Here is a 17,797-nt window from a genome sequence, read left to right as displayed (position 1 = left end):
CGCACAGACGTTAATGGCCCCCGGCGGAGAAGTCTCCGCCGGGGGCCATCGTTCGGCTACCGCTTTTCGCCGATCAACACACCGTGATCATCGGCGCCTACTTGTACAGCTCCCGCAGGATCCGGTCGACGACCACCTTGCGGTCGTCCGCGGTGGCCAACTGCTCCAGGCCGAAGCCGAAGAGCATGGTGTCGTCGGTGGCGATCACCGACGAACCGAACGCGGCCTGGCTGCGGGTGAAGCCCACGAGCGAGCGGTCACCGGGCGGCGGGGCGGCCAGGGTCCACGGACCCAGCCCGGCCTCGAAGCCCTCGGCGTCCACCACGCCCGCACTCGTGACGACCTTGGCGTCGTCCACGAACATCCCGGTGCCACCGGTGTTCGCGTCGCTCACGTACGCGATCGAGACCTCGACCTTCTTGCCCGCGTACGCGGACAGGTCGAAGGCGACCGGCTTCCAGCCGTTCGAGCTGCCGGTGAACGCGTTCCACGCACCGGTGCTGCCGGTGGGCAGGCACTTCGGGTTGGCCACCGTCAGGTAGTGCTTCAACTGCGGGTGGGTGGCGACGAGGTCGCCGCCCTCGCACGAGTCGGGCACCTGGGTGGTGGTCCCCCCGTTGAGGTCGGGCAGCGTGGTCCAGTCGTCGCCGCCGACCGTGTGCGCCTCGACGAGCGCGTGGTCCCAGTTGAGCTCGGTGTCGTACGAGAACTGCGCGGTCAGCTTCGCCGCGTCCGCCGCCGTCACCCCGGTGAGGTCGATCGTGCGGGTCAGTCGCTTGTACGCGTTGTCCGAGTGCAGACCGTTGATGTACCACGAACCCTCGGCCGGCGAGTACGGCCCGGACGTGTTGCCCGAGTAGGTCGCCACCGAACGGCTGTCGAACAGCGGGAACTTGTCCGGCGTCAGGATCGCGCTGGTGGGCAGGAACCCGCCCGCCTCGTTCAGCGGGTTGGACGCGGTGCCCGGCAGCGCCTTGTCGATGCCCTGGAGCGGTGCGGCCGAACCGACCACCCCGGTGGCGCCGTTGGTCGCCGACCGGTCGTACGCGCCCAGCCAGTATTGGCTGAAGTCGTCCGACACGATCAGACATTCGCTCGTCGCGTCCTGAACGACCTTGCAGGGCTGGTCCGGGTGCCCGTTCAGGCCGTAGTAGATGCCACCGCCGGCGGCACTGCGCAGGGGACCGTAGTAGCTCGCGGTCTCGCCGAGGTAGGCGAGCTTGCCGCCCTCGTTGAGGAAGTCGCGCACGTTGACGGTCAGTTCCTGGACCAGCGGGGTGACCTGGGCGTCCTTGACCGGTCGGCCGCGGAAGTCGGTGTTCTCCCGGGCCGCGTCCTGGGTCAGTCGGTTGTCGCCGAGGTACCAGAACACGCCCTTGAAGTGCGAGAGCACCCCGAGGTGGTGCGGCGCGCCGAACTTGTCCACGTCGTAGACGGCCGCCTTGACACCGTTGGCCGCGAGCGCGTCCACGTACTGCTGTGCGTACTTGGGGCCGACCGTGTTCGGCGGGTAGGTCGGGTTGACGCCCTTGTAGTCCTCGTTGGCCAGGACCAGCGTCTCGGTCTTCTCGGCGATGCCGCTCTCCACCGTGAAGGTGAAGCGATCGCTCTCCACCTTGCCGGTGCCGGCCTTGTCGCCGGTGAACCACACCTCGATCCGGTCACCGGTGCGCACGTTCTTGATGTCGCCCCGGTATTCGGCGTAGTAGGCCGAGCCCTGCTCGCCGTACCGCTCGCCGCCCTTCCACTCCTTGACGCCCGCCGTTTTGGCCGGGCCGCCGTTGACGCGGTAGTTGAGCTTGCGGTTGGTCAGCGAGCGCTTGGCGATCACCGCGACGGGCTGGTCGTCGTGGTCCTCGGCGAAGGAGTGCTCGAACCGGTCGGCCACCAGGTCGGGGGCCTTGCGCCCGACCGAGGAGACCGGGTCGTCCGGGTCCTTGGCCGACTTGGCCACGGACAGCGCGAACGCCTGGTTCTTGTCGTACTCCATCCGAACCAGCGTCTCGTCGTTCGGGAAGCTGAAGATGCTGCCGCAGTTGTCGACCGTGTACGGGTCGTCCGGCAGGTAGCCGGCGGCCGTGGCGCAGGTGGACATCTCCGGGGTGAACGACAACGTCTTGTACGCCTCGTTCATCTGCCCGTCGGTGTCACCGTTGGTCACGTACAGCTCGGCGGACAGGTCGGGGTCGAAGTCCGGCACGGCCGGGTGCGCGTCGTCGCCCGCGAGCGCGACCATGATCTCGTCGTCGGGGCTGGGCGTGGCCACCTGGGAGCCGACGCCGTACAGGATGAGCTGCGCGGCGGAGTGGTAGTTGACCACGAACTCCGCCTTGATGTGCTTGGCGAAGCCCTCGATCGCCCGGGTCTCCGGCTCGGAGGAGGGACCGGTGCCCCGGTAGGTCTCGTTCAGCGGGTCGGGCGAGGAACCCTCGTTGTCGTAACCCCACTTGTAGTCGAAGTTGCGGTTGAGGTCGACCCCGTCGCCGGCGGTGATCACACCGTCGCCGTTGTTGTCGCGCAGGTTCTTGCGCCACAACCGCTGATCGGTCTGGAAGGTCCAGTCGTAGCCGTCGGGGTTGGCCGAGATCACGAACCACAGTTCGTTGTCCGTGACCAGCTTGGTGGCCTCGTCGTCCTTGCCGTAGCCGTCCACGTAGTGGTGCAGGAGCCGGCGGGTCATCTCCGGCGTGATCCACTCGCGCGCGTGCTGGTTGGACATGTACAACACGCCGGGCTTGGAGCCGTCGGCGCTGGTGCGGACATTCTTGGTCACCTTGACCGCGAGGATGTCCTGCCCGAGCACGGTCTTGCCGATGCTGACGGTCTTGGCGATGTCGGGGTGGTCCTTGGCGAGCTGGACCAGCTCGGCGCCGAGGCCGTTCGGGCCGCTGTACTTGCGGAAAACGCCCGCGGCGGCGGCGCCCGATCGGTTCGCCGCCTGGGACTTCGCCTCCAGGGAGATGCCGGCGGCACGCAGCTTGGCGGCCTGGGGCTCGCCCAGGATCACCTCCAGCTTGGCCTTGCCGTCGGCGGCCCTGGTGGTCTTCGTCTCGTGTCGGTCCACGCCCAGGTCGAAGATCTGCTTCACCTGTGCGGCGTCGGCCGTGATCGTGTAGGACCGCAGACCGGCATCGCCCGCCGGAGGAAGCTTTGCTTCCGGCGGTGCACTGGTCACTTCGGGGTAGGAGCCCGGATTGTCGGCAGGTGCCGCGGTGCTCGCCGGCGCTGCGGTCAACAGACCGAGTGCCAGCGAGAGCGCCGCGACTCCCGTGATGCCGATCCGGACTCGTGTGGTGGTGCCCCTGGAACGATGACGCCTCATCGACCCCCCAGTCGTGGGTTCGGCGTGCATAGGGACGGCGCGAAACCACGACCTCAAGGTACGAAACGTGACTCCTGCGCCCGGGTGTTGCGCATGCTACGGCAACTACCGTGTGGTACACGAGACCTGACGCACGGTCATATTTGGTCAATGCTACGCGCAAAGATTCCGCATAGTGATCAGAACCAGTCGGGACACCACGGTTCACGCGCAGTGCGCAACAATGCCTCGGCACGCTCCGCCGCACCCGGCGTGCGCTCGGAGATCCGACCGGCCGCCGCGAGCCGCACCGGCGAGCCCGAGCCCAGATAGAGCGCACCCAGCGTGGCGACGTCCAGGGCCAGATCCGCGGGATCCCCGGTCGGCACGCAACGCGCCTGCTCGGCCGCGCCGTCGATGGCGAACCGACCCGCCGCGTGGCCCAGGTCGTCGTGCACCTCGACCACGAGCCGATCGCGCGTGCCGTAGGTGCGCGCCGAGAACGCGGCCGGCGCGTCCAGGATCCGCGCCCACACGAAGTCGCGGCGCGTCTGCGTGGTGATCGCCCGCGGGTCCCGCACGAGCAGCGGCAACAACTCGTCGGGACTGCGATCCGGCCCCTCGACCCGGTTGACGTAGTCGACGTTCACGCAGAATCGCCACAGCGCGATCTCGGCCGCCGGGGTGAGCGCGAGCAACGAGTCCACGGTCAGCGTGACCTTGGGTACGAACTCCTCCCAGTGGTCGTCGGTGCGGTAGCCCACCATCCCGGTCACCTTGCCGGACGGATCGCGGTACACCGCGTAGAAGCGGCCCGGCACCGGATTGATCGGCGACGGCTCCAGCCCGGTGTACAACCGCCACCACAGCGGGGTGCGCTCGATCGCCCCGGCCCGCATCGGGCGGAACTCCTCGTGCAGCGGCGGACCCAGCTCGATCACCTCCTCGGGGGTGATCAGCTCGATCCGGGCGCCGGGCTCGACCGGCGCGTCCGGCACGAAGTCGGTGCGCAACGTGTCCAGGCTGAACTTTTGATAGTCGGTGGCCACGCCGAAGCCGAACCGGCCGTATATCCGGTACTCGGCGGCGATCAGGATGGCCAGCGCCTCGCCGCGCGCGGCGGCGTCCGCCAGATCCAGGTGCATCATCTCGGTGAGCAGGCCCCGCCGGCGGTGGGTCGCCGAGACGGTGACGTTGGTGATCGCCGACGCCGGCACGATCGCCCCGCCGGGCACGGTCAGACCGGTGGCGAAGCTACGGAAGGTACCGACACAACGATCGCCGTCGTAGGCGCCGCGCGTCCGGGAGAAGTCGACCCGTTGGCGCCAGTGCGCGAGCCGCTTCTCCCGGTTGTCCTTGTTGTCGTCGGGGACTCGGAGAAACCCGATGCCAAGGGCGGCGGTCCACGGGATGATGTCTTCCTCGCCGATCGTGCGGATGTCCACTGCGGTGGTTCCTTCCTCGCGTGCGCGGCCTTCCTCCGAACACGGACGAAGGCGCCGACCCGGAGACCCTATGTCTCGCGGTTCGACGCCTTCGAGTGGTTTTCGGCGGCGCACGCCGGGCCCGATCCCGGTCAGGACACGAGTATGTCCACCGACAGGCCGGCGTCGGTGCCGGGCATGCCCAGTTCGCCCGCCCGCTTGTCGGCCATCGCCAGCAGTCGCCGGATCCGACCCGCGACCGCGTCCTTGGTCAGCGGCGGCTCGGCCAGCCCGCCCAGCTCCTCCAGGGACGCCTGCTTGTGGTCCAGGCGCAGCTTGCCGGCCGCGGCCAGATGCTCCGGGACCTCTTCGCCGAGGATCTCCAGGGCCCGCTGCACGCGCGCGCCCGCCGCCACGGCCGCGCGGGCCGAGCGGCGCAGGTTCGCGTCGTCGAAGTTGGCCAGCCGGTTCGCGGTGGCCCGCACCTCGCGGCGCATCCGCCGCTCCTCCCAGGCCAGCACGCTCTCGTGCGCGCCCAGCCGGGTGAGCAGCGCGCCGATCGCGTCGCCGTCGCGGACCACCACCCGGTCCACCCCGCGCACCTCGCGCGACTTGGCCGCCAGGCCCAGCCGACGGGCCGCGCCGACCAGCGCGAGCGCCGCCTCCGAACCGGGGCAGGTCACCTCCAGGGCGGAGGAGCGACCGGGCTCGGTGAGCGAACCGTGCGCCAGGAACGCGCCGCGCCAGGCGGCCTCCGCATCGCACGTCGCGCCGGAGACGACCTGCGGCGGGAGGCCCCGTACCGGCCGTCCGCGCGCGTCCAGCAAGCCGGTCTGCCGGGCCAACTGGTCGCCGCCGACGGCGACCCGCACCACGTAGCGGCTGCCTCTGCGCAGCCCGCCGGGGGCCACCACCACCAGGTCCGAGCTGTGCCCGTAGACCTCCAGGATGTCCTTGCGCAGGCGGCGCGCGGCCATCGCCGTGTCCAACTCCGCCTCGATGACGATTCGCCCGCCCACGATGTGCAGTCCGCCCGCGAAGCGCAAGAGCGCGGAGACCTCCGCCTTGCGACAGCACGACCGGGTGACCGGGAGGCGGCTGAGCTCGTCCTTCACTGCTGCCGTCATCGCCATGGAGCGATCCTTTCACGATCGACGAAGATCCGGCCGTAGGCTGCGGCCAACCGTTCCGGGTCGTGTCGCGGGGTGCCGTCGACCGCCGAAACGGGGGCCAGGTGCACGTGTCCGCCGAGCGCCGCCGTGGCCCGTTCCAGGCCCGGTACATCCTCCACACGGTCGCGGTCGCCGAGGACGATGTCAAAGGTCAGCCCGGGAGCATGGGCGGCCAGCACCTCCAGGTGCTGCTGCGGCGAGAAACCCGCCGTCTCGCCCGGCTGCGGGGCCAGATTCAACGCGAGCAGCCGCCGGGCCTTGGTCTCCACCAAAGCGGTCGCCAGCTCGGGAACGAGCAGGTGGGGCAACACCGAGGTGAACCAGGAGCCGGGCCCGACAACCACCCAATCGGCGTCACGCACCGCCGCGACCGCCTCCGGCACGGCGGGCGGATCCGCCGGCAGCAGCCGGATCCCGTGCACGTCGCCCGGGGTCACCGCGACCTGCGCCTGGCCGCGCACCACGGACATCTCGTCCGGCCGGGCCGGGTCGTGCCCGGCCACGTCCGCCTCGATGTCCAGCGGGACCGCCGACATCGGCAACACCCGCCCGTGCGCGCCGAGCAGCCGACCCATCCAGTCCAGGGCCGCGATCGGATCGTCCATCAGTTCCCACAGGCCGACCAGGAGCAGGTTGCCCACCGCGTGCCCGTTCAGCTCGCCCTCGCGGCGGAAACGGTGCTGGATGACCCGACTCCAGGTCACCCCCCACTCGTCGTCGCCGCACAGCGCGGCCAGCGCCATCCGCAGATCGCCGGGCGGCAACACGCCCAGGTCCTTGCGCAGCCGCCCGCTGGAGCCCCCGTCGTCGGCGACCGTGACGATCGCCGTCAGGTCGTCGGTGAGCCGGCGCAGTGCCGCCAGCGAGGCCGAGAGCCCGTGTCCGCCGCCCAACGCGACCACCTTGGGGCCGCTCATTCCCTGCCCATGTCGCGGTGCACGAGCACGGTGTCCAGGCCGTCCTCGGTAAGCCGGCGGGCCAGTCGTTCGGCCATCGCCACACTGCGGTGCTTGCCGCCGGTACAGCCCACCGCGAGCGTCACGAAGCGCTTGCCCTCGCGCCGGTAGCCCTCGGTGACGATGCGCAGCAGCTCGGCGTACCGGTCCAGGAACTCCTTGGCGCCGGGCTGGTCGAACACATAGCGGCTGACCGCCTCGTCCATGCCGGTGTGCGGGCGCAGCTCCGGGATCCAGTGCGGGTTGGGCAGGAAGCGACAGTCGACGACCAGGTCGGCGTCCACCGGCAGGCCGTACTTGAAGCCGAACGACATCACCGTGGCGCGCAGCTGCGGCTCACCGGAACCGGCGAACCGGTCGTCCATCTTCGCGCGGAGCTGGTGCACGTTGATGTCGGAGGTGTCGATCACCAGGTCGGCCTCGCCGCGCAGCTCGCGCAGCAGTTCGCGCTCGCGGGCGATGCCGTCCGGGATGCGCCCGTCGCCCTGGAGCGGGTGCGGTCGGCGCACTCCCTCGAAACGCCGCACCAGCACGTCGTCGGAGGCTTCCAGGAAGACGATCCGACGCACCACGCCGGCCGCGTCCAGCTCGCTCAGCGCCGAGCGCAGATCGTCGAAGAAGGTCCGGCCGCGCACGTCGACGACGACCGCTATCCGCGCCACCGCCCCCTGCGTGCGGGCGCCGAGGTCGACCATCGCCGGGATCAGCGACGGCGGCAGGTTGTCCACCACGAACCAGCCGAGGTCCTCCATGCCCTTGGCGGCGGTGCTGCGACCGGCGCCGGACATGCCGGAGATGATCACCAACTCCGGAGTGCCCTCGACCGCCGTGCTCGTGATCTCGGTACTCATGCGTCCCCCCGGTGCGTGGCACACCTACGGCTGGGCGAGTTCAACGCTTCCTCCTGCTGGTTCCTGCCTCGGGGGTACAACCGGGACCGCCTCGTCGGCGTCGACGGCCTCCTCCCGCACAACGTCGGCGTCGTCTTCAATGATCTCGCCCGTGGCGGTGTTCACCGCCGGGGCCGAGGGCGCCCGGGTGGCGAGCGCCGCCACGATCGCCGCCGCGGTGGCCCGACCGATGCCGGGCACCTCGGTGATCTGTTCGATGCCGGCGGCGCGCAGTCGCTTGAGCGAGCCGAAGTGGGCGAGCACCGCCTTGCGGCGGGTCGCGCCCAGCCCGGGGACGTCGTCCAGCGCACTGGCCGTCATCGTCTTGGACCGCTTGGACCGGTGATAGGTGATCGCGAAGCGGTGTGCCTCGTCCCGGATGCGCTGGAGCATCAACAGCGCCTCGCCGCTGCTGCGCGGGAGCACCACCGGGTCGTCCTCGCCGGGCACCCACACCTCTTCGAGCCGCTTGGCCAGCCCGCACACGGTGACGTCGACCACGCCCGCCTCCTCCAGGGCCCGCACCGCGGCGGCCACCTGGGGTTGACCGCCGTCGACCACGATCAACTGCGGCGGGTAGGCGAAGCGCTTGGGCCGACCGGTCTCCGGGTCGATCGGGCCGCCGTTCCGCGCCGCGTCCGCGTCGTCGTCGCCGACCGCGGCCGCATCGGCGTCGGCCACCGCGTCGCGCGCGAGATCCGCCTTGTACCGCCGAAACCGCCGGGTCAGCACCTCGTGCATCGCCCTGGGGTCGTCCTGGCCCTCGAAGGTCTTGATCGCGAACCGCCGATATTCACTCTTACGGGGCAGCCCGTCCTCGAAGACCACCATCGAGGCGACCACCTCGGTGCCCTGCAGATGCGAGATGTCGAAGCACTCGATGCGCAGCGGCGCGGTGTCCATCTCCAGCGCCTCGGCCAGTTGCTGGAGCGCGAGCGAACGGGCGGTCAGGTCGCCGGCCCGGCGCAGCTTGTGCAGGTTCAGCGCCTGTGCGGCGTTGCGTTGCACGGTCTCCTGGAGCGACTTCTTGTCGCCGCGCTGCGGCACCCGCAGTTCCACCCTGGCGCCGCGCAGCTCGCACAACCACTGGGTCAGCGCCGCGGTGTCCGCGGGCAGCGCGGGCACCAGCACCTCGCGCGGCACGGCCTCGCCGCGCTGCTCGCCGTAGAGCTGCTGGAGGAAGTGTTCGACCAGGTCGGCGGTGTCCACGTCCTCGACCCGCTCGGTGACCCAGCCGCGCTGACCGCGCACCCGGCCGCCGCGCACGTGGAAAATCTGGACGGCGACCTCCAACTCGTCCTCGGCCAGCGCGATCACATCCGCGTCGGTGCCGTCGCCGAAGACGATCGCGTTCTTCTCCAGGGCCCGGGTGAGCGCCGTTATGTCGTCCCGCAGTCGGGCCGCCTTCTCGTACTCCATCGCCTGCGCGGCCTGCTTCATCTCGCGCTCGACCCGCTTGATGTAGGGCCCGGTGCGGCCGGCCATGAACTCGCAGAAGTCCTCGGCGAGCGCCCGATGGTCCTCGGCGGAGATCTTGCCGGTGCACGGCGCCGCGCACTTGCCGATGTAGCCGAGCAGGCACGGGCGGCCGACCTGGCGGGCGTTCTTGAACACACCGGCCGAACACGTGCGCACCGGGAACACCCGCAGCAGCAGGTCGAGCGTCTCGCGAATGGCCCACGCGTGCCCGTAGGGCCCGAAGTAGCGCACTCCCTTGCGGTGCGGGCCGCGCATCACCTGGGCCCGGGGATACTCCTCGTTCAGCGTCACCGCGAGCGAGGGATAGCTCTTGTCGTCGCGGTATTTGACGTTGAAGCGCGGGTCGAACTCCTTGATCCAGGAGTACTCCAACTGGAGCGCCTCGACCTCGGTGCCGACCACGGTCCAGTCCACCGCGGCGGCGGTGGTGACCATGCTCTGGGTGCGCGGGTGCAGGTTGGCCAGGTCCTGGAAGTAGGACGAGAGCCGAGCGCGCAGGTTCTTCGCCTTGCCGACGTAGACGACGCGCCCGTGCTCGTCGCTGAACCGGTACACACCGGGCGACGTCGGGATCTGGCCGGGCGCGGGCCGGTACGACGACGGGTCCATTTCTCCACCCTATGTGCTGGCTCCAACAGATTTTTGCGGTCAACCCACCACGATTTCGCCGTTCGCGACCGTGACCGGCAGCGGCGTCAGGCCGCGCTTCGCGGGTCGGCGTACGACGGAACCGTCGTTCATCGAGAACTGGCTGCCGTGGCACTGGCACTGGATGACACCCTGGTCGACCTTGGTGACCAGACACCCCTGGTGCGGACAACGCGCGTCGAACGCCTTGTAATCGTCCTTCGCCGGTTGGGTCACCACGATCGAGGTGTCGGTGTAGACCTTGCCCTTGCCGACCGTCACGTCCTCGGAGCGACCCACCGTGACCGGACCGTCGAGCAGTTTCTTCTCGTGCGGCGACGCGGGCTGGTTGTCCGCGGTGCACGCGGTCATGGCGAGCCCGGCGGCGCCGACCGCGCCGACCACCGCGGCTGTGCGCAGCAGCGTGCGCCGGTCCGGCCCGTGCTCGGCCGCCGCCGGGTCGGGCGCGGTCTCGGGTCGGGGCTGCTGCTGCGGGGTCATCCGGGATCTCCTTGTGAACGGTGACGCCGGTGGCGTGCCCCGTTCGGGGCACGCCACCGTGAGGCCGGTCAATCCTCGCACCCGGCCCGAAGGCCGCTCACGTCACCGTCGGTCGTAGAGCACGTCCTGGAGGAACTTGCCGGTGTGGCTGCCGGGCACCTCGGCGACCTCCTCGGGAGTGCCCTCCGCGACCACCAGACCACCGCCGCTGCCGCCCTCGGGGCCCAGGTCGACCACCCAGTCGGCGGTCTTGATCACGTCGAGGTTGTGCTCGATCACGATCACCGTGTTGCCCTTGTCGACCAGGCTGGTGAGCACGCCCAGGAGCCGACGGATGTCCTCGAAGTGCAGACCGGTGGTCGGCTCGTCGAGCACGTAGACCGTCTTGCCGGTGGAACGGCGCTGCAGTTCGGAGGCGAGCTTGACGCGCTGCGCCTCGCCACCGGACAGCGTGGTCGCGGGCTGGCCCAGCCGCACGTAACCCAGACCGACGTCGTTGAGGGTGCGCAGGTGCCGGGCGATCGCGGGGACCGCCTCGAAGAAGGCCAGGCCCTCCTCGATCGGCATGTCGAGCACCTCGGAGATGTTCTTGCCCTTGAAGTGCACCTCCAGGGTCTCCCGGTTGTACCGCGCGCCGTGGCAGACCTCGCACGGCACGTAGACGTCCGGCAGGAAGTTCATCTCGATCTTGATCGTGCCGTCGCCCGAGCAGTTCTCGCAGCGACCGCCCTTGACGTTGAACGAGAACCGGCCCGGCAGGTAGCCGCGCACCTTGGCCTCGGTGGTCTCCGCGAACAACTTGCGCACGTGGTCGAACACGCCGGTGTAGGTGGCCGGGTTCGAGCGCGGGGTGCGCCCGATCGGGCCCTGGTCCACGTGCACGACCTTGTCCACCAGCTCGGTCCCGGTGATCCGGGTGTGCCGGCCGGGCACCAGGCGGGCGCCGTTGAGCTCGCGGGCCAGGTGCGTGTACAGGATGTCGTTGACCAGGGTCGACTTGCCCGAGCCGGACACGCCGGTGACCGCGGTGAACACGCCGAGCGGGAAGGCCACGCCGACGTCGCGCAGGTTGTTCTCCCGGGCGCCGTGCACGACCAGGCGACGCTTCTTGTCCGGCACCCGACGCTCGGTGGGCGTGGCGATCGACTTGCGGCCGGAGAGGTAGTCGCCGGTCGCCGAACGCTTGTTCTTGAGCAGTTCCTTGTAGCTGCCCGAGTGCACCACCTCGCCGCCGTGCTCGCCCGCGCCGGGACCGATGTCCACGACCCAGTCGGCGACCCGGATGGTGTCCTCGTCGTGCTCGACCACGATCAGCGTGTTGCCCATGTCGCGCAGCCGGACCAGGGTCTCGATCAGCCGGTGGTTGTCCCGCTGGTGCAGGCCGATGGACGGCTCGTCGAGCACGTAGAGCACGCCGACCAGACCGGAGCCGATCTGGGTGGCGAGCCGGATGCGCTGCGCCTCGCCGCCGGACAGGGTGCCGGCGGCCCGACTCAGCGAGAGGTAGTCCAGGCCGACGTCGACCAGGAACTTCAGCCGCTCGTTGACCTCCTTGAGCACCCGCTCGGCGATCTTCTTCTCCCGCGCCACCAGCTTGATCCGGCCGAGGAAGTCGGCGCAGTCGCTGATCGACATCGACGCGACGTCGGCGATCGACTTGTCCGCGATGGTCACCGCGAGCACGATCGGCTTGAGCCGGGCGCCGTGACACGTGGCACACGGCACCTCGCGCATGTAGCCCTCGAAGCGCTCGCGACTGGTGTCGGTCTCCGCCTCGGAGTGCCGGCGCACGATGTAGGGCAGCGCGCCCTCGAAGGACGTGTAGTACGAGCGCTCGCGGCCGTAGCGGTTCTTGTACTTGACGTGGATCTGCGTCTTGTGGCCGTTCAGCAGCGCCTTCTTGGCCCGCTGCGGCAGGCCGTCCCAGGCGATGTCGGTCCGAAAGCCCATCTCCTCCGCGACGGCGGCCACCAGCCGGCCGAAGTACTCCGAGGCGTGTCCGCTCGACCACGGCGCGAGCGCGCCCTCGTCCAACGACTTCTGCCCGTCGGGCACCACCAGCTCCGGGTCGACCTCCATCCGGGTGCCGATGCCGGTGCAGTCCGGGCAGGCGCCGAACGGCGAGTTGAAGGAGAACGAGCGCGGCTCCAGTTCCTCGAACGACAGGTCGTCGTACGGGCAGTAGAGGTGCTCGGAGAACATCCGCTCGCGATTGGCGTCGTCCTCGGGCAGGTCGACGAAGTCCAGGATGACCATGCCGGAGCCGAGCGAGAGCGCGGTCTCCACCGAGTCGGTCAGTCGGCGCTTGGCCGAGGACTTGACGGTCAGGCGGTCGATGACCACCTCGATGGTGTGCTTCTCCTGCTTCTTGAGCTTGGGCGGGTCGGTGAGCTGGATCACCGCGCCGTCCACCCGGGCCCGGCTGTAGCCCTTGGACTGGAGTTCGGCGAACAGGTCGACGAACTCGCCCTTGCGCTCGCGCACGATCGGCGAGAGCACCTGGAAGCGGGTGCCCTCCTCCAACTCCAGCACCCGGTCGACCACCTGCTGCGGGCTCTGCCGGGCGATCGGACGGGCGCACTGCGGACAGTGCGGGTGACCGATCCGGGCGTAGAGCAGGCGCAGGTAGTCGTAGACCTCGGTGATCGTGCCGACCGTGGAGCGCGGGTTGCGGTTCGTCGACTTCTGGTCGATCGAGACCGCGGGCGACAGGCCCTCGATGAAGTCGACGTCGGGCTTGTCCATCTGCCCGAGGAACTGGCGCGCGTAGGACGACAGCGACTCGACGTAGCGGCGCTGTCCCTCCGCGAAGATCGTGTCGAACGCGAGCGAGGACTTCCCGGAGCCGGACAGGCCGGTGAAGACGATGAGCGCGTCGCGCGGTAGGTCGAGGGAGACGTCCTTGAGGTTGTGCTCGCGCGCGCCACGGACGATGAGACGGTCGGCCACTTGAGAATCGAAACCCTTCGACGACATGCCGCTGCGGCTGAATGATGTCGAGCTGATCGGTACGCGTCGACAGTGCGGATCGAGGCGGCGCGGATCGGGACCAAGCCGACCGAAGCCATGCCTCGCGCCATCGTAAGCAGCCTGCGGCAGGTTTTTGTTCCCCTTTGAGCCGCCAGGCTATCGCACATTCATTCGAACAAAACTTCCTCGGACCACTCTTCACTCGATCGTGTGAAGCTTCGGCCCGGGCACTCGGGCCGACTCGCGCCACTAAGGTGAAACCCCAAGACCTCGCCGCACCGGGACCCGTCTCGTCCCGCGGTTCGGCGGCGAGGGCGATCCGGGGGAGGTATGCGTGACCACGGACGGGTTCGACCCCGCCGCTCTGCTCGCGGAGATCAACGAAGCGACCGCGCAGGTATTGGCGACCGCGGAACGACTGACGCCCGAGCACCTGGCCGGTCCGTCGTTGCTGCCCGGGTGGAGCAGAGGCCATGTGCTGACCCACCTCGCGCGCAACGCGGACGCCCTGACCAACCTGCTGAACTGGGCCCGCACCGGGATCCCGACGCCGATGTACCCGCCGGGGGACGCCCGCGACCGGGCCATCGACGAGGGCGCCGGTCGACCGCCGCAGGAGCAGCTCACCGACCTCTACGACGCGTCCAACCGGTTCGCCCAGGCGTTCACCGCGATGACGCCGACCGCGTGGGGCGCCAAGGTCACCGCGCGCAACGCGGGCGAGATCGCCGCCACGACGCTGCCCGCCAAACGACTGCGCGAGCTGTACATCCACCACGTCGACCTGGACGCGGGCTGGACCCCGGCGCACTGGCCGACCGAGTACACCGAGCGTGAGCTGAACGAGGTGGCCGCCTCCTTCCGGGGTCGACCGGACTGCCCGCCGCTGCTGCTGCGCGACGACATCACCCACCGCGAGTCGTTGATCGGCCCGGAGGGCGTGGCTCCCGCCGCGGTCGTCTCCGGTCGCCGACAGTCGCTGCTCGCGTGGCTGATCGGCCGGACCAACGGCGACGGCCTGACCGTCGAGCCGTTCGGCCGGCTGCCACCGCTGCCCGCGTGGATGTAACCGGCGGCGGCATCCGCCGGTCGGTAGCCGAGAGTGGCCGCGGCCGGGGAGGATGGCTCGTATGACGTATCACGGATCCGTGAAGGTCGGCGGCGCCCCGGCCGTGCGCGAGCTGGCCAATCTGATGATCACCAAGGTGGCCGTCGGGCCCTACGACAACGACGCCTACCTGCTCCGCTGCCGCGCCACCGATCAACAGTTGTTGATCGACGCGGCCAACGACGCCGGCACGCTGATCACCCTGGTGGGCGACGGCGGCCTGGCGAAGGTGGTCACCACGCATCGGCACCAGGACCACTGGCAGGCGCTCGCCGAAGTGGTCGCGCACACCGGCGCGACCACGCTGGCCGGGCGCGACGACGCCGAGGCCGTGCCGGTGCCCACCGACGTGCTCGTGGACGACGGCGACACGATCGCCTTCGGCGCGATCGAACTGCGGGCCATCCACCTGGTGGGCCACACCGAGGGCAGCATCGCGCTGCTGTACGACGACCCCAAGGGCCACCCGCACCTGTTCACCGGCGACTGCCTGTTCCCCGGCGGGGTGGGCAACACCTTCGGCGACCCGGCCGCGTTCGATCGGCTGATCGACGACGTCGAGCACAAGCTCTTCGACCGGCTCCCGGACGAGACCTGGGTCTACCCGGGGCACGGCAACGACACCACCCTCGGCGCCGAGCGCCCCGCCCTGACCGAGTGGCGCGAACGCCGCTGGTGATGTCGCCGCCGAGCGACGGTCGGGTCAGGCCCGACCGGCGCTCGGCGCCGCCGCCCGACGCCGGGCCCGGTGCGCGGCCACGTTGGCGCGGTTGGCGCACGCGTCCGAGCAGTAGCGCTTGCGGCCGTTGCGCGAGGTGTCCGCGAACACCCGCTCGCAGTCGGTGGCCGCGCACACCCCGGACCGCCCCAGGCCGTAGTCGGCCACCAGGTTGGCCAACCCCACCGCGGTGTTGATCCGAATGCGCTGCACGAACGGCACCCCCGAGGGCGCGTGGTGCAGGTGCAGACCGCGGCCGTGATCCACCAGCCGCGGACGCACCTCGACCCGCGCCAGCAGCGCGTTGATCTGCGCCACGCCCGCCTCCAGGTCGCCGATCACGAAGAAGGCGCGCAGCTCGCCGGCCCACTCGACCAGGGGTTCCAGCTCCTCCCGCGTCAGATCCGCGACCAGGAACGAGAACGTGCTCAGCACCTCCCGCGCGGATTCCAGATCCGGCGGCACGCCGTCCGCGCCCGTCCACGCGTTGACCATCGCGACGGCAGCGCCGACGCCGTCACTACGGTAACCGTTGACTTCCATTGAACCCTTACCTAAGCTGCCGGATATGTAAGGAGCTACACCAGGACACCCATTACCCTATTCAACCTGGGGGCAACCCGATGTCTTCCCGGTGCGACGCCTGCGGACGGATCGAGGATCCGCGCATGACCGTACTGTCCCGACACTCCACATCCCAGGGCGAGATCGTCTACACCCGCTGCCTGTGCGGCAGCGTCGGTGTGCGTCTGCGGCCCACCACGACACAGCGGCCCCCGCACGAGGTGCTCCTCGCCCAGGGGCCGCCGGCCGTACCGCTTCCGAACTAGACGCTCGCGTCCTTGTCGGCGGACGCCTCGGCCTCGGCCGCCGCGAGCTCGTCCTTCTTGTTCTTGCGCAGGCTCAGCACCGTGGTCACCGTCAAGGTCAACACGATCACGCCGAGCGAGAGCGGGATGCCGATCTCCGGCACGTGCACACCCTGACCGTGCAGCGCCTCGAAGATCAGCTTGATCCCGATGAAGCCGAGGATCACCGACAGGCCGTACGACAGGTAGACGAGCTTCTTGAGCAGCCCGCCGATCAGGAAGTAGAGCTGGCGCAGGCCCATCAGCGCGAACGCGTTCGCGGTGAAGACGATGTACGGCTCCTTGGTGAGGCCGAAGATCGCCGGGATGGAGTCCAGGGCGAACAGCACGTCGGTGGTGCCGACGGCGATCATCACGATCAACATCGGCGTGACGAGACGCTTGCCGTTCTCCTTCACCACGAGCTTCATGTCGCGGTAGCCGTCGGTGGTCGGCAACACCTTCTCGACCTTGCGCAGGAGGGCGTTCTCCTCGAACTCCTCCTCCTCGTCCGACTGGGCCTCCTTGATCAGCTTCCACGCGGTCCAGATCAGGAACGCGCCGAAGATGAAGAAGACCCACGAGAACGCGGCGACGACCGCGGCGCCGGCGGCGATGAAGATGCCGCGCAGCACCAGCGCGAGCAACACGCCGACCAGCAGCACCCGCTGCTGATACTGCGGCGGCACCGCGAACTTGCCCATGATCAGTACGAACACGAACAGGTTGTCGACACTCAGCGACTTCTCGGTGATGAAGCCGGCGAAGAACTCGCCGGCGGGTGCCGACCCGGAGAAGACCCACAGGCCGATTCCGAACAGCACGGCGAGGCCGACCCAGAAGACGCCCCAGAGGGACGCCTCCTTGAGGGTGACCTCGTGCGGCTTGCGATTGAGGAACAGATCGACTGCCACCAGTGCCAGCAGCACGACGATGGTCAGGATCCAGGCAACGGGTGAAACGTCCACTGCGCCTCCGGCAGACGTGGGGGGTCGCGTCATCGCCGGAGGGGGGATGTACCCCTCCGATTGCCTCCAGGATGCCAGAAGGTAAAGGAAAGACCAAGCGATCCTTTGCCAAACCCTGGTGACAGGCCGTCAGAAGACCTGCGGCGCCGGCCCGGTCGAAGTGCCCGGATACCCGTCAGATCCCCGGCGCGAACCCCCGGCGCGGCTTGAGTACGGGCGCGGGCAGCCGCTCCGGGGCCCGGGCGGGCGGCACCGGCAGCCCCAGACTGCGGGTACCCAGCCCCGCCAACAGCAGCGGCAGCAGCCGCGCGGTCACCCGGGCATCGGCCAGGGCCGCGTGCGCGTCGGGGAAGGTCAGCCCGAAGTGCGCACAACACGTCCCGAGCTTGTGGTCGGCCAACGGCAGCCCGGACGCCTTCGCCAGCTTCATCGTGCACAACGCCGGCAACGTCGGCGGCGCCAGGCCGGCCGCGACGAACTCGGCCTCCAGGAAGCGCTGTTCGAAGGACGCGTTGTGGGCGACCACCACCGCGTCCGCCAGCAACCCGGCCAACTCGCGGGCGATCTGCGCGAACCGGGGCGCGCCCACCACGTCGGCGGCGGTGATCCGGTGTACGTGGCTCGCGCCCACCGAACGCCCCGGATCCAGCAGCGTGGTCCACTCGCGCAGCACCTCGCCGGTGCCGCGGACGCGCACCACGCCGATCTCCACGATGCGATCCCCGCGCGCCGGCGAGAACCCCGTGGTCTCCAGGTCGACGACCGCGAATTCGGTCCGGGCAACCTCGGCGGGCACCCCGAGCGTGCGCACGGGATCGGCATAGGCGAACAAGGC

General features: G+C 69.8%; 14 protein-coding genes. 3 read left to right on the top strand and 11 right to left on the bottom strand.

The features are described 5' to 3' along the window. Positions 1-97: 97 nt before the first annotated feature. From ACH4U8_RS18620 to uvrA, 8 genes are all read right to left on the bottom strand, one after another. Entirely contained in the window at positions 98-3,322 is a 3,225-nt protein-coding gene (locus tag ACH4U8_RS18620; RefSeq protein ID WP_360305224.1) for a M14 family zinc carboxypeptidase, read from the bottom strand. A gap of 179 nt (positions 3,323-3,501) precedes the next feature. Further along, the gene (locus tag ACH4U8_RS18615) at positions 3,502-4,746 is read right to left on the bottom strand and encodes a GNAT family N-acetyltransferase (protein WP_395778796.1); all 1,245 of its coding nucleotides are present in this window, start codon (positions 4,744-4,746) and stop codon (positions 3,502-3,504) included. A 131-nt stretch (positions 4,747-4,877) separates the two neighbouring features. Beyond that, positions 4,878-5,858: a DNA-binding protein WhiA gene (whiA, locus tag ACH4U8_RS18610; protein ID WP_020553580.1), complete on the bottom strand. Its 981-nt coding sequence runs from the start codon at positions 5,856-5,858 to the stop codon at positions 4,878-4,880. Further along, on the bottom strand, positions 5,849-6,814 hold the full coding sequence (yvcK, locus tag ACH4U8_RS18605) for a uridine diphosphate-N-acetylglucosamine-binding protein YvcK (RefSeq protein WP_360305220.1): 966 nt from the start codon (positions 6,812-6,814) through the stop codon (positions 5,849-5,851). The genes whiA and yvcK overlap by 10 nt, the downstream gene beginning before the upstream one ends. Continuing rightward, the gene (gene rapZ, locus ACH4U8_RS18600) at positions 6,811-7,704 is read right to left on the bottom strand and encodes an RNase adapter RapZ (protein ID WP_360305218.1); all 894 of its coding nucleotides are present in this window, start codon (positions 7,702-7,704) and stop codon (positions 6,811-6,813) included. Before rapZ ends, yvcK begins: the two co-directional genes overlap by 4 nt. Before the next feature lie 24 nt (positions 7,705-7,728). Then, positions 7,729-9,831 carry an excinuclease ABC subunit UvrC gene (gene uvrC / locus ACH4U8_RS18595; protein ID WP_379988048.1) on the bottom strand — a complete coding sequence of 701 codons (2,103 nt, stop codon included), beginning with the start codon at positions 9,829-9,831 and terminating at the stop codon, positions 7,729-7,731. Between the two features lie 39 nt (positions 9,832-9,870). Next, complete coding sequence (locus ACH4U8_RS18590; protein WP_360305214.1) at positions 9,871-10,350, bottom strand: Rieske (2Fe-2S) protein; 480 nt, start codon at positions 10,348-10,350, stop codon at positions 9,871-9,873. Positions 10,351-10,452: 102 nt separating this feature from the next. Next, positions 10,453-13,299 carry an excinuclease ABC subunit UvrA gene (uvrA, locus tag ACH4U8_RS18585; RefSeq protein WP_379988049.1) on the bottom strand — a complete coding sequence of 949 codons (2,847 nt, stop codon included), beginning with the start codon at positions 13,297-13,299 and terminating at the stop codon, positions 10,453-10,455. 355 nt (positions 13,300-13,654) lie between these two features. On the opposite strand from uvrA, the gene ACH4U8_RS18580 reads away from it, so the two are divergent. Both ACH4U8_RS18580 and ACH4U8_RS18575 read left to right on the top strand, forming a co-directional pair. Further along, positions 13,655-14,389 (top strand): maleylpyruvate isomerase family mycothiol-dependent enzyme, encoded by a 735-nt coding sequence (locus tag ACH4U8_RS18580; RefSeq protein ID WP_360305210.1) that lies wholly within the window; start codon positions 13,655-13,657, stop codon positions 14,387-14,389. Positions 14,390-14,450: 61 nt separating this feature from the next. Next, positions 14,451-15,107 carry an MBL fold metallo-hydrolase gene (locus tag ACH4U8_RS18575; protein ID WP_360305208.1) on the top strand — a complete coding sequence of 219 codons (657 nt, stop codon included), beginning with the start codon at positions 14,451-14,453 and terminating at the stop codon, positions 15,105-15,107. Between the two features lie 24 nt (positions 15,108-15,131). Here the strand turns inward: ACH4U8_RS18575 and ACH4U8_RS18570 are convergent, their stop codons facing one another. Then, positions 15,132-15,689, bottom strand: a complete 558-nt coding sequence (locus ACH4U8_RS18570; RefSeq protein ID WP_360305206.1) for a CGNR zinc finger domain-containing protein — start codon at positions 15,687-15,689, stop codon at positions 15,132-15,134. A 125-nt stretch (positions 15,690-15,814) separates the two neighbouring features. Between ACH4U8_RS18570 and ACH4U8_RS18565 the strand changes: the two genes are divergently transcribed. Then, the gene (locus ACH4U8_RS18565; RefSeq protein ID WP_360305204.1) at positions 15,815-15,976 is read left to right on the top strand and encodes a hypothetical protein; all 162 of its coding nucleotides are present in this window, start codon (positions 15,815-15,817) and stop codon (positions 15,974-15,976) included. Here ACH4U8_RS18565 and ACH4U8_RS18560 read toward each other — a convergent pair. Further along, the gene (locus ACH4U8_RS18560; protein ID WP_360305202.1) at positions 15,973-16,962 is read right to left on the bottom strand and encodes a TerC/Alx family metal homeostasis membrane protein; all 990 of its coding nucleotides are present in this window, start codon (positions 16,960-16,962) and stop codon (positions 15,973-15,975) included. The two genes, ACH4U8_RS18565 and ACH4U8_RS18560, sit on opposite strands and share 4 nt — an antisense overlap. Positions 16,963-17,137: 175 nt before the next feature. Beyond that, positions 17,138-17,794 carry a 3'-5' exonuclease gene (locus tag ACH4U8_RS18555; protein WP_360305200.1) on the bottom strand — a complete coding sequence of 219 codons (657 nt, stop codon included), beginning with the start codon at positions 17,792-17,794 and terminating at the stop codon, positions 17,138-17,140. Positions 17,795-17,797: the final 3 nt, after the last annotated feature.

Source organism: Embleya sp. NPDC020886 (genome assembly GCF_044333915.1).
Classification (GTDB): domain Bacteria; phylum Actinomycetota; class Actinomycetes; order Streptomycetales; family Streptomycetaceae; genus Embleya.
This window is presented reverse-complemented; position numbering and strand designations above follow the sequence as displayed.

Coding starts and splice junctions, on each gene's coding strand:
- ACH4U8_RS18620 (WP_360305224.1), bottom strand. CDS start 3,322: ATGAGGCGTCATCGTTCCAGGGGCACCACCACACGAGTCCGGATCGGC.
- whiA (WP_020553580.1), bottom strand. CDS start 5,858: ATGGCGATGACGGCAGCAGTGAAGGACGAGCTCAGCCGCCTCCCGGTC.
- yvcK (WP_360305220.1), bottom strand. CDS start 6,814: ATGAGCGGCCCCAAGGTGGTCGCGTTGGGCGGCGGACACGGGCTCTCG.
- rapZ (WP_360305218.1), bottom strand. CDS start 7,704: ATGAGTACCGAGATCACGAGCACGGCGGTCGAGGGCACTCCGGAGTTG.
- uvrC (WP_379988048.1), bottom strand. CDS start 9,831: ATGGACCCGTCGTCGTACCGGCCCGCGCCCGGCCAGATCCCGACGTCG.
- ACH4U8_RS18590 (WP_360305214.1), bottom strand. CDS start 10,350: ATGACCCCGCAGCAGCAGCCCCGACCCGAGACCGCGCCCGACCCGGCG.
- ACH4U8_RS18575 (WP_360305208.1), top strand. CDS start 14,451: ATGACGTATCACGGATCCGTGAAGGTCGGCGGCGCCCCGGCCGTGCGC.
- ACH4U8_RS18570 (WP_360305206.1), bottom strand. CDS start 15,689: ATGGAAGTCAACGGTTACCGTAGTGACGGCGTCGGCGCTGCCGTCGCG.
- ACH4U8_RS18565 (WP_360305204.1), top strand. CDS start 15,815: ATGACCGTACTGTCCCGACACTCCACATCCCAGGGCGAGATCGTCTAC.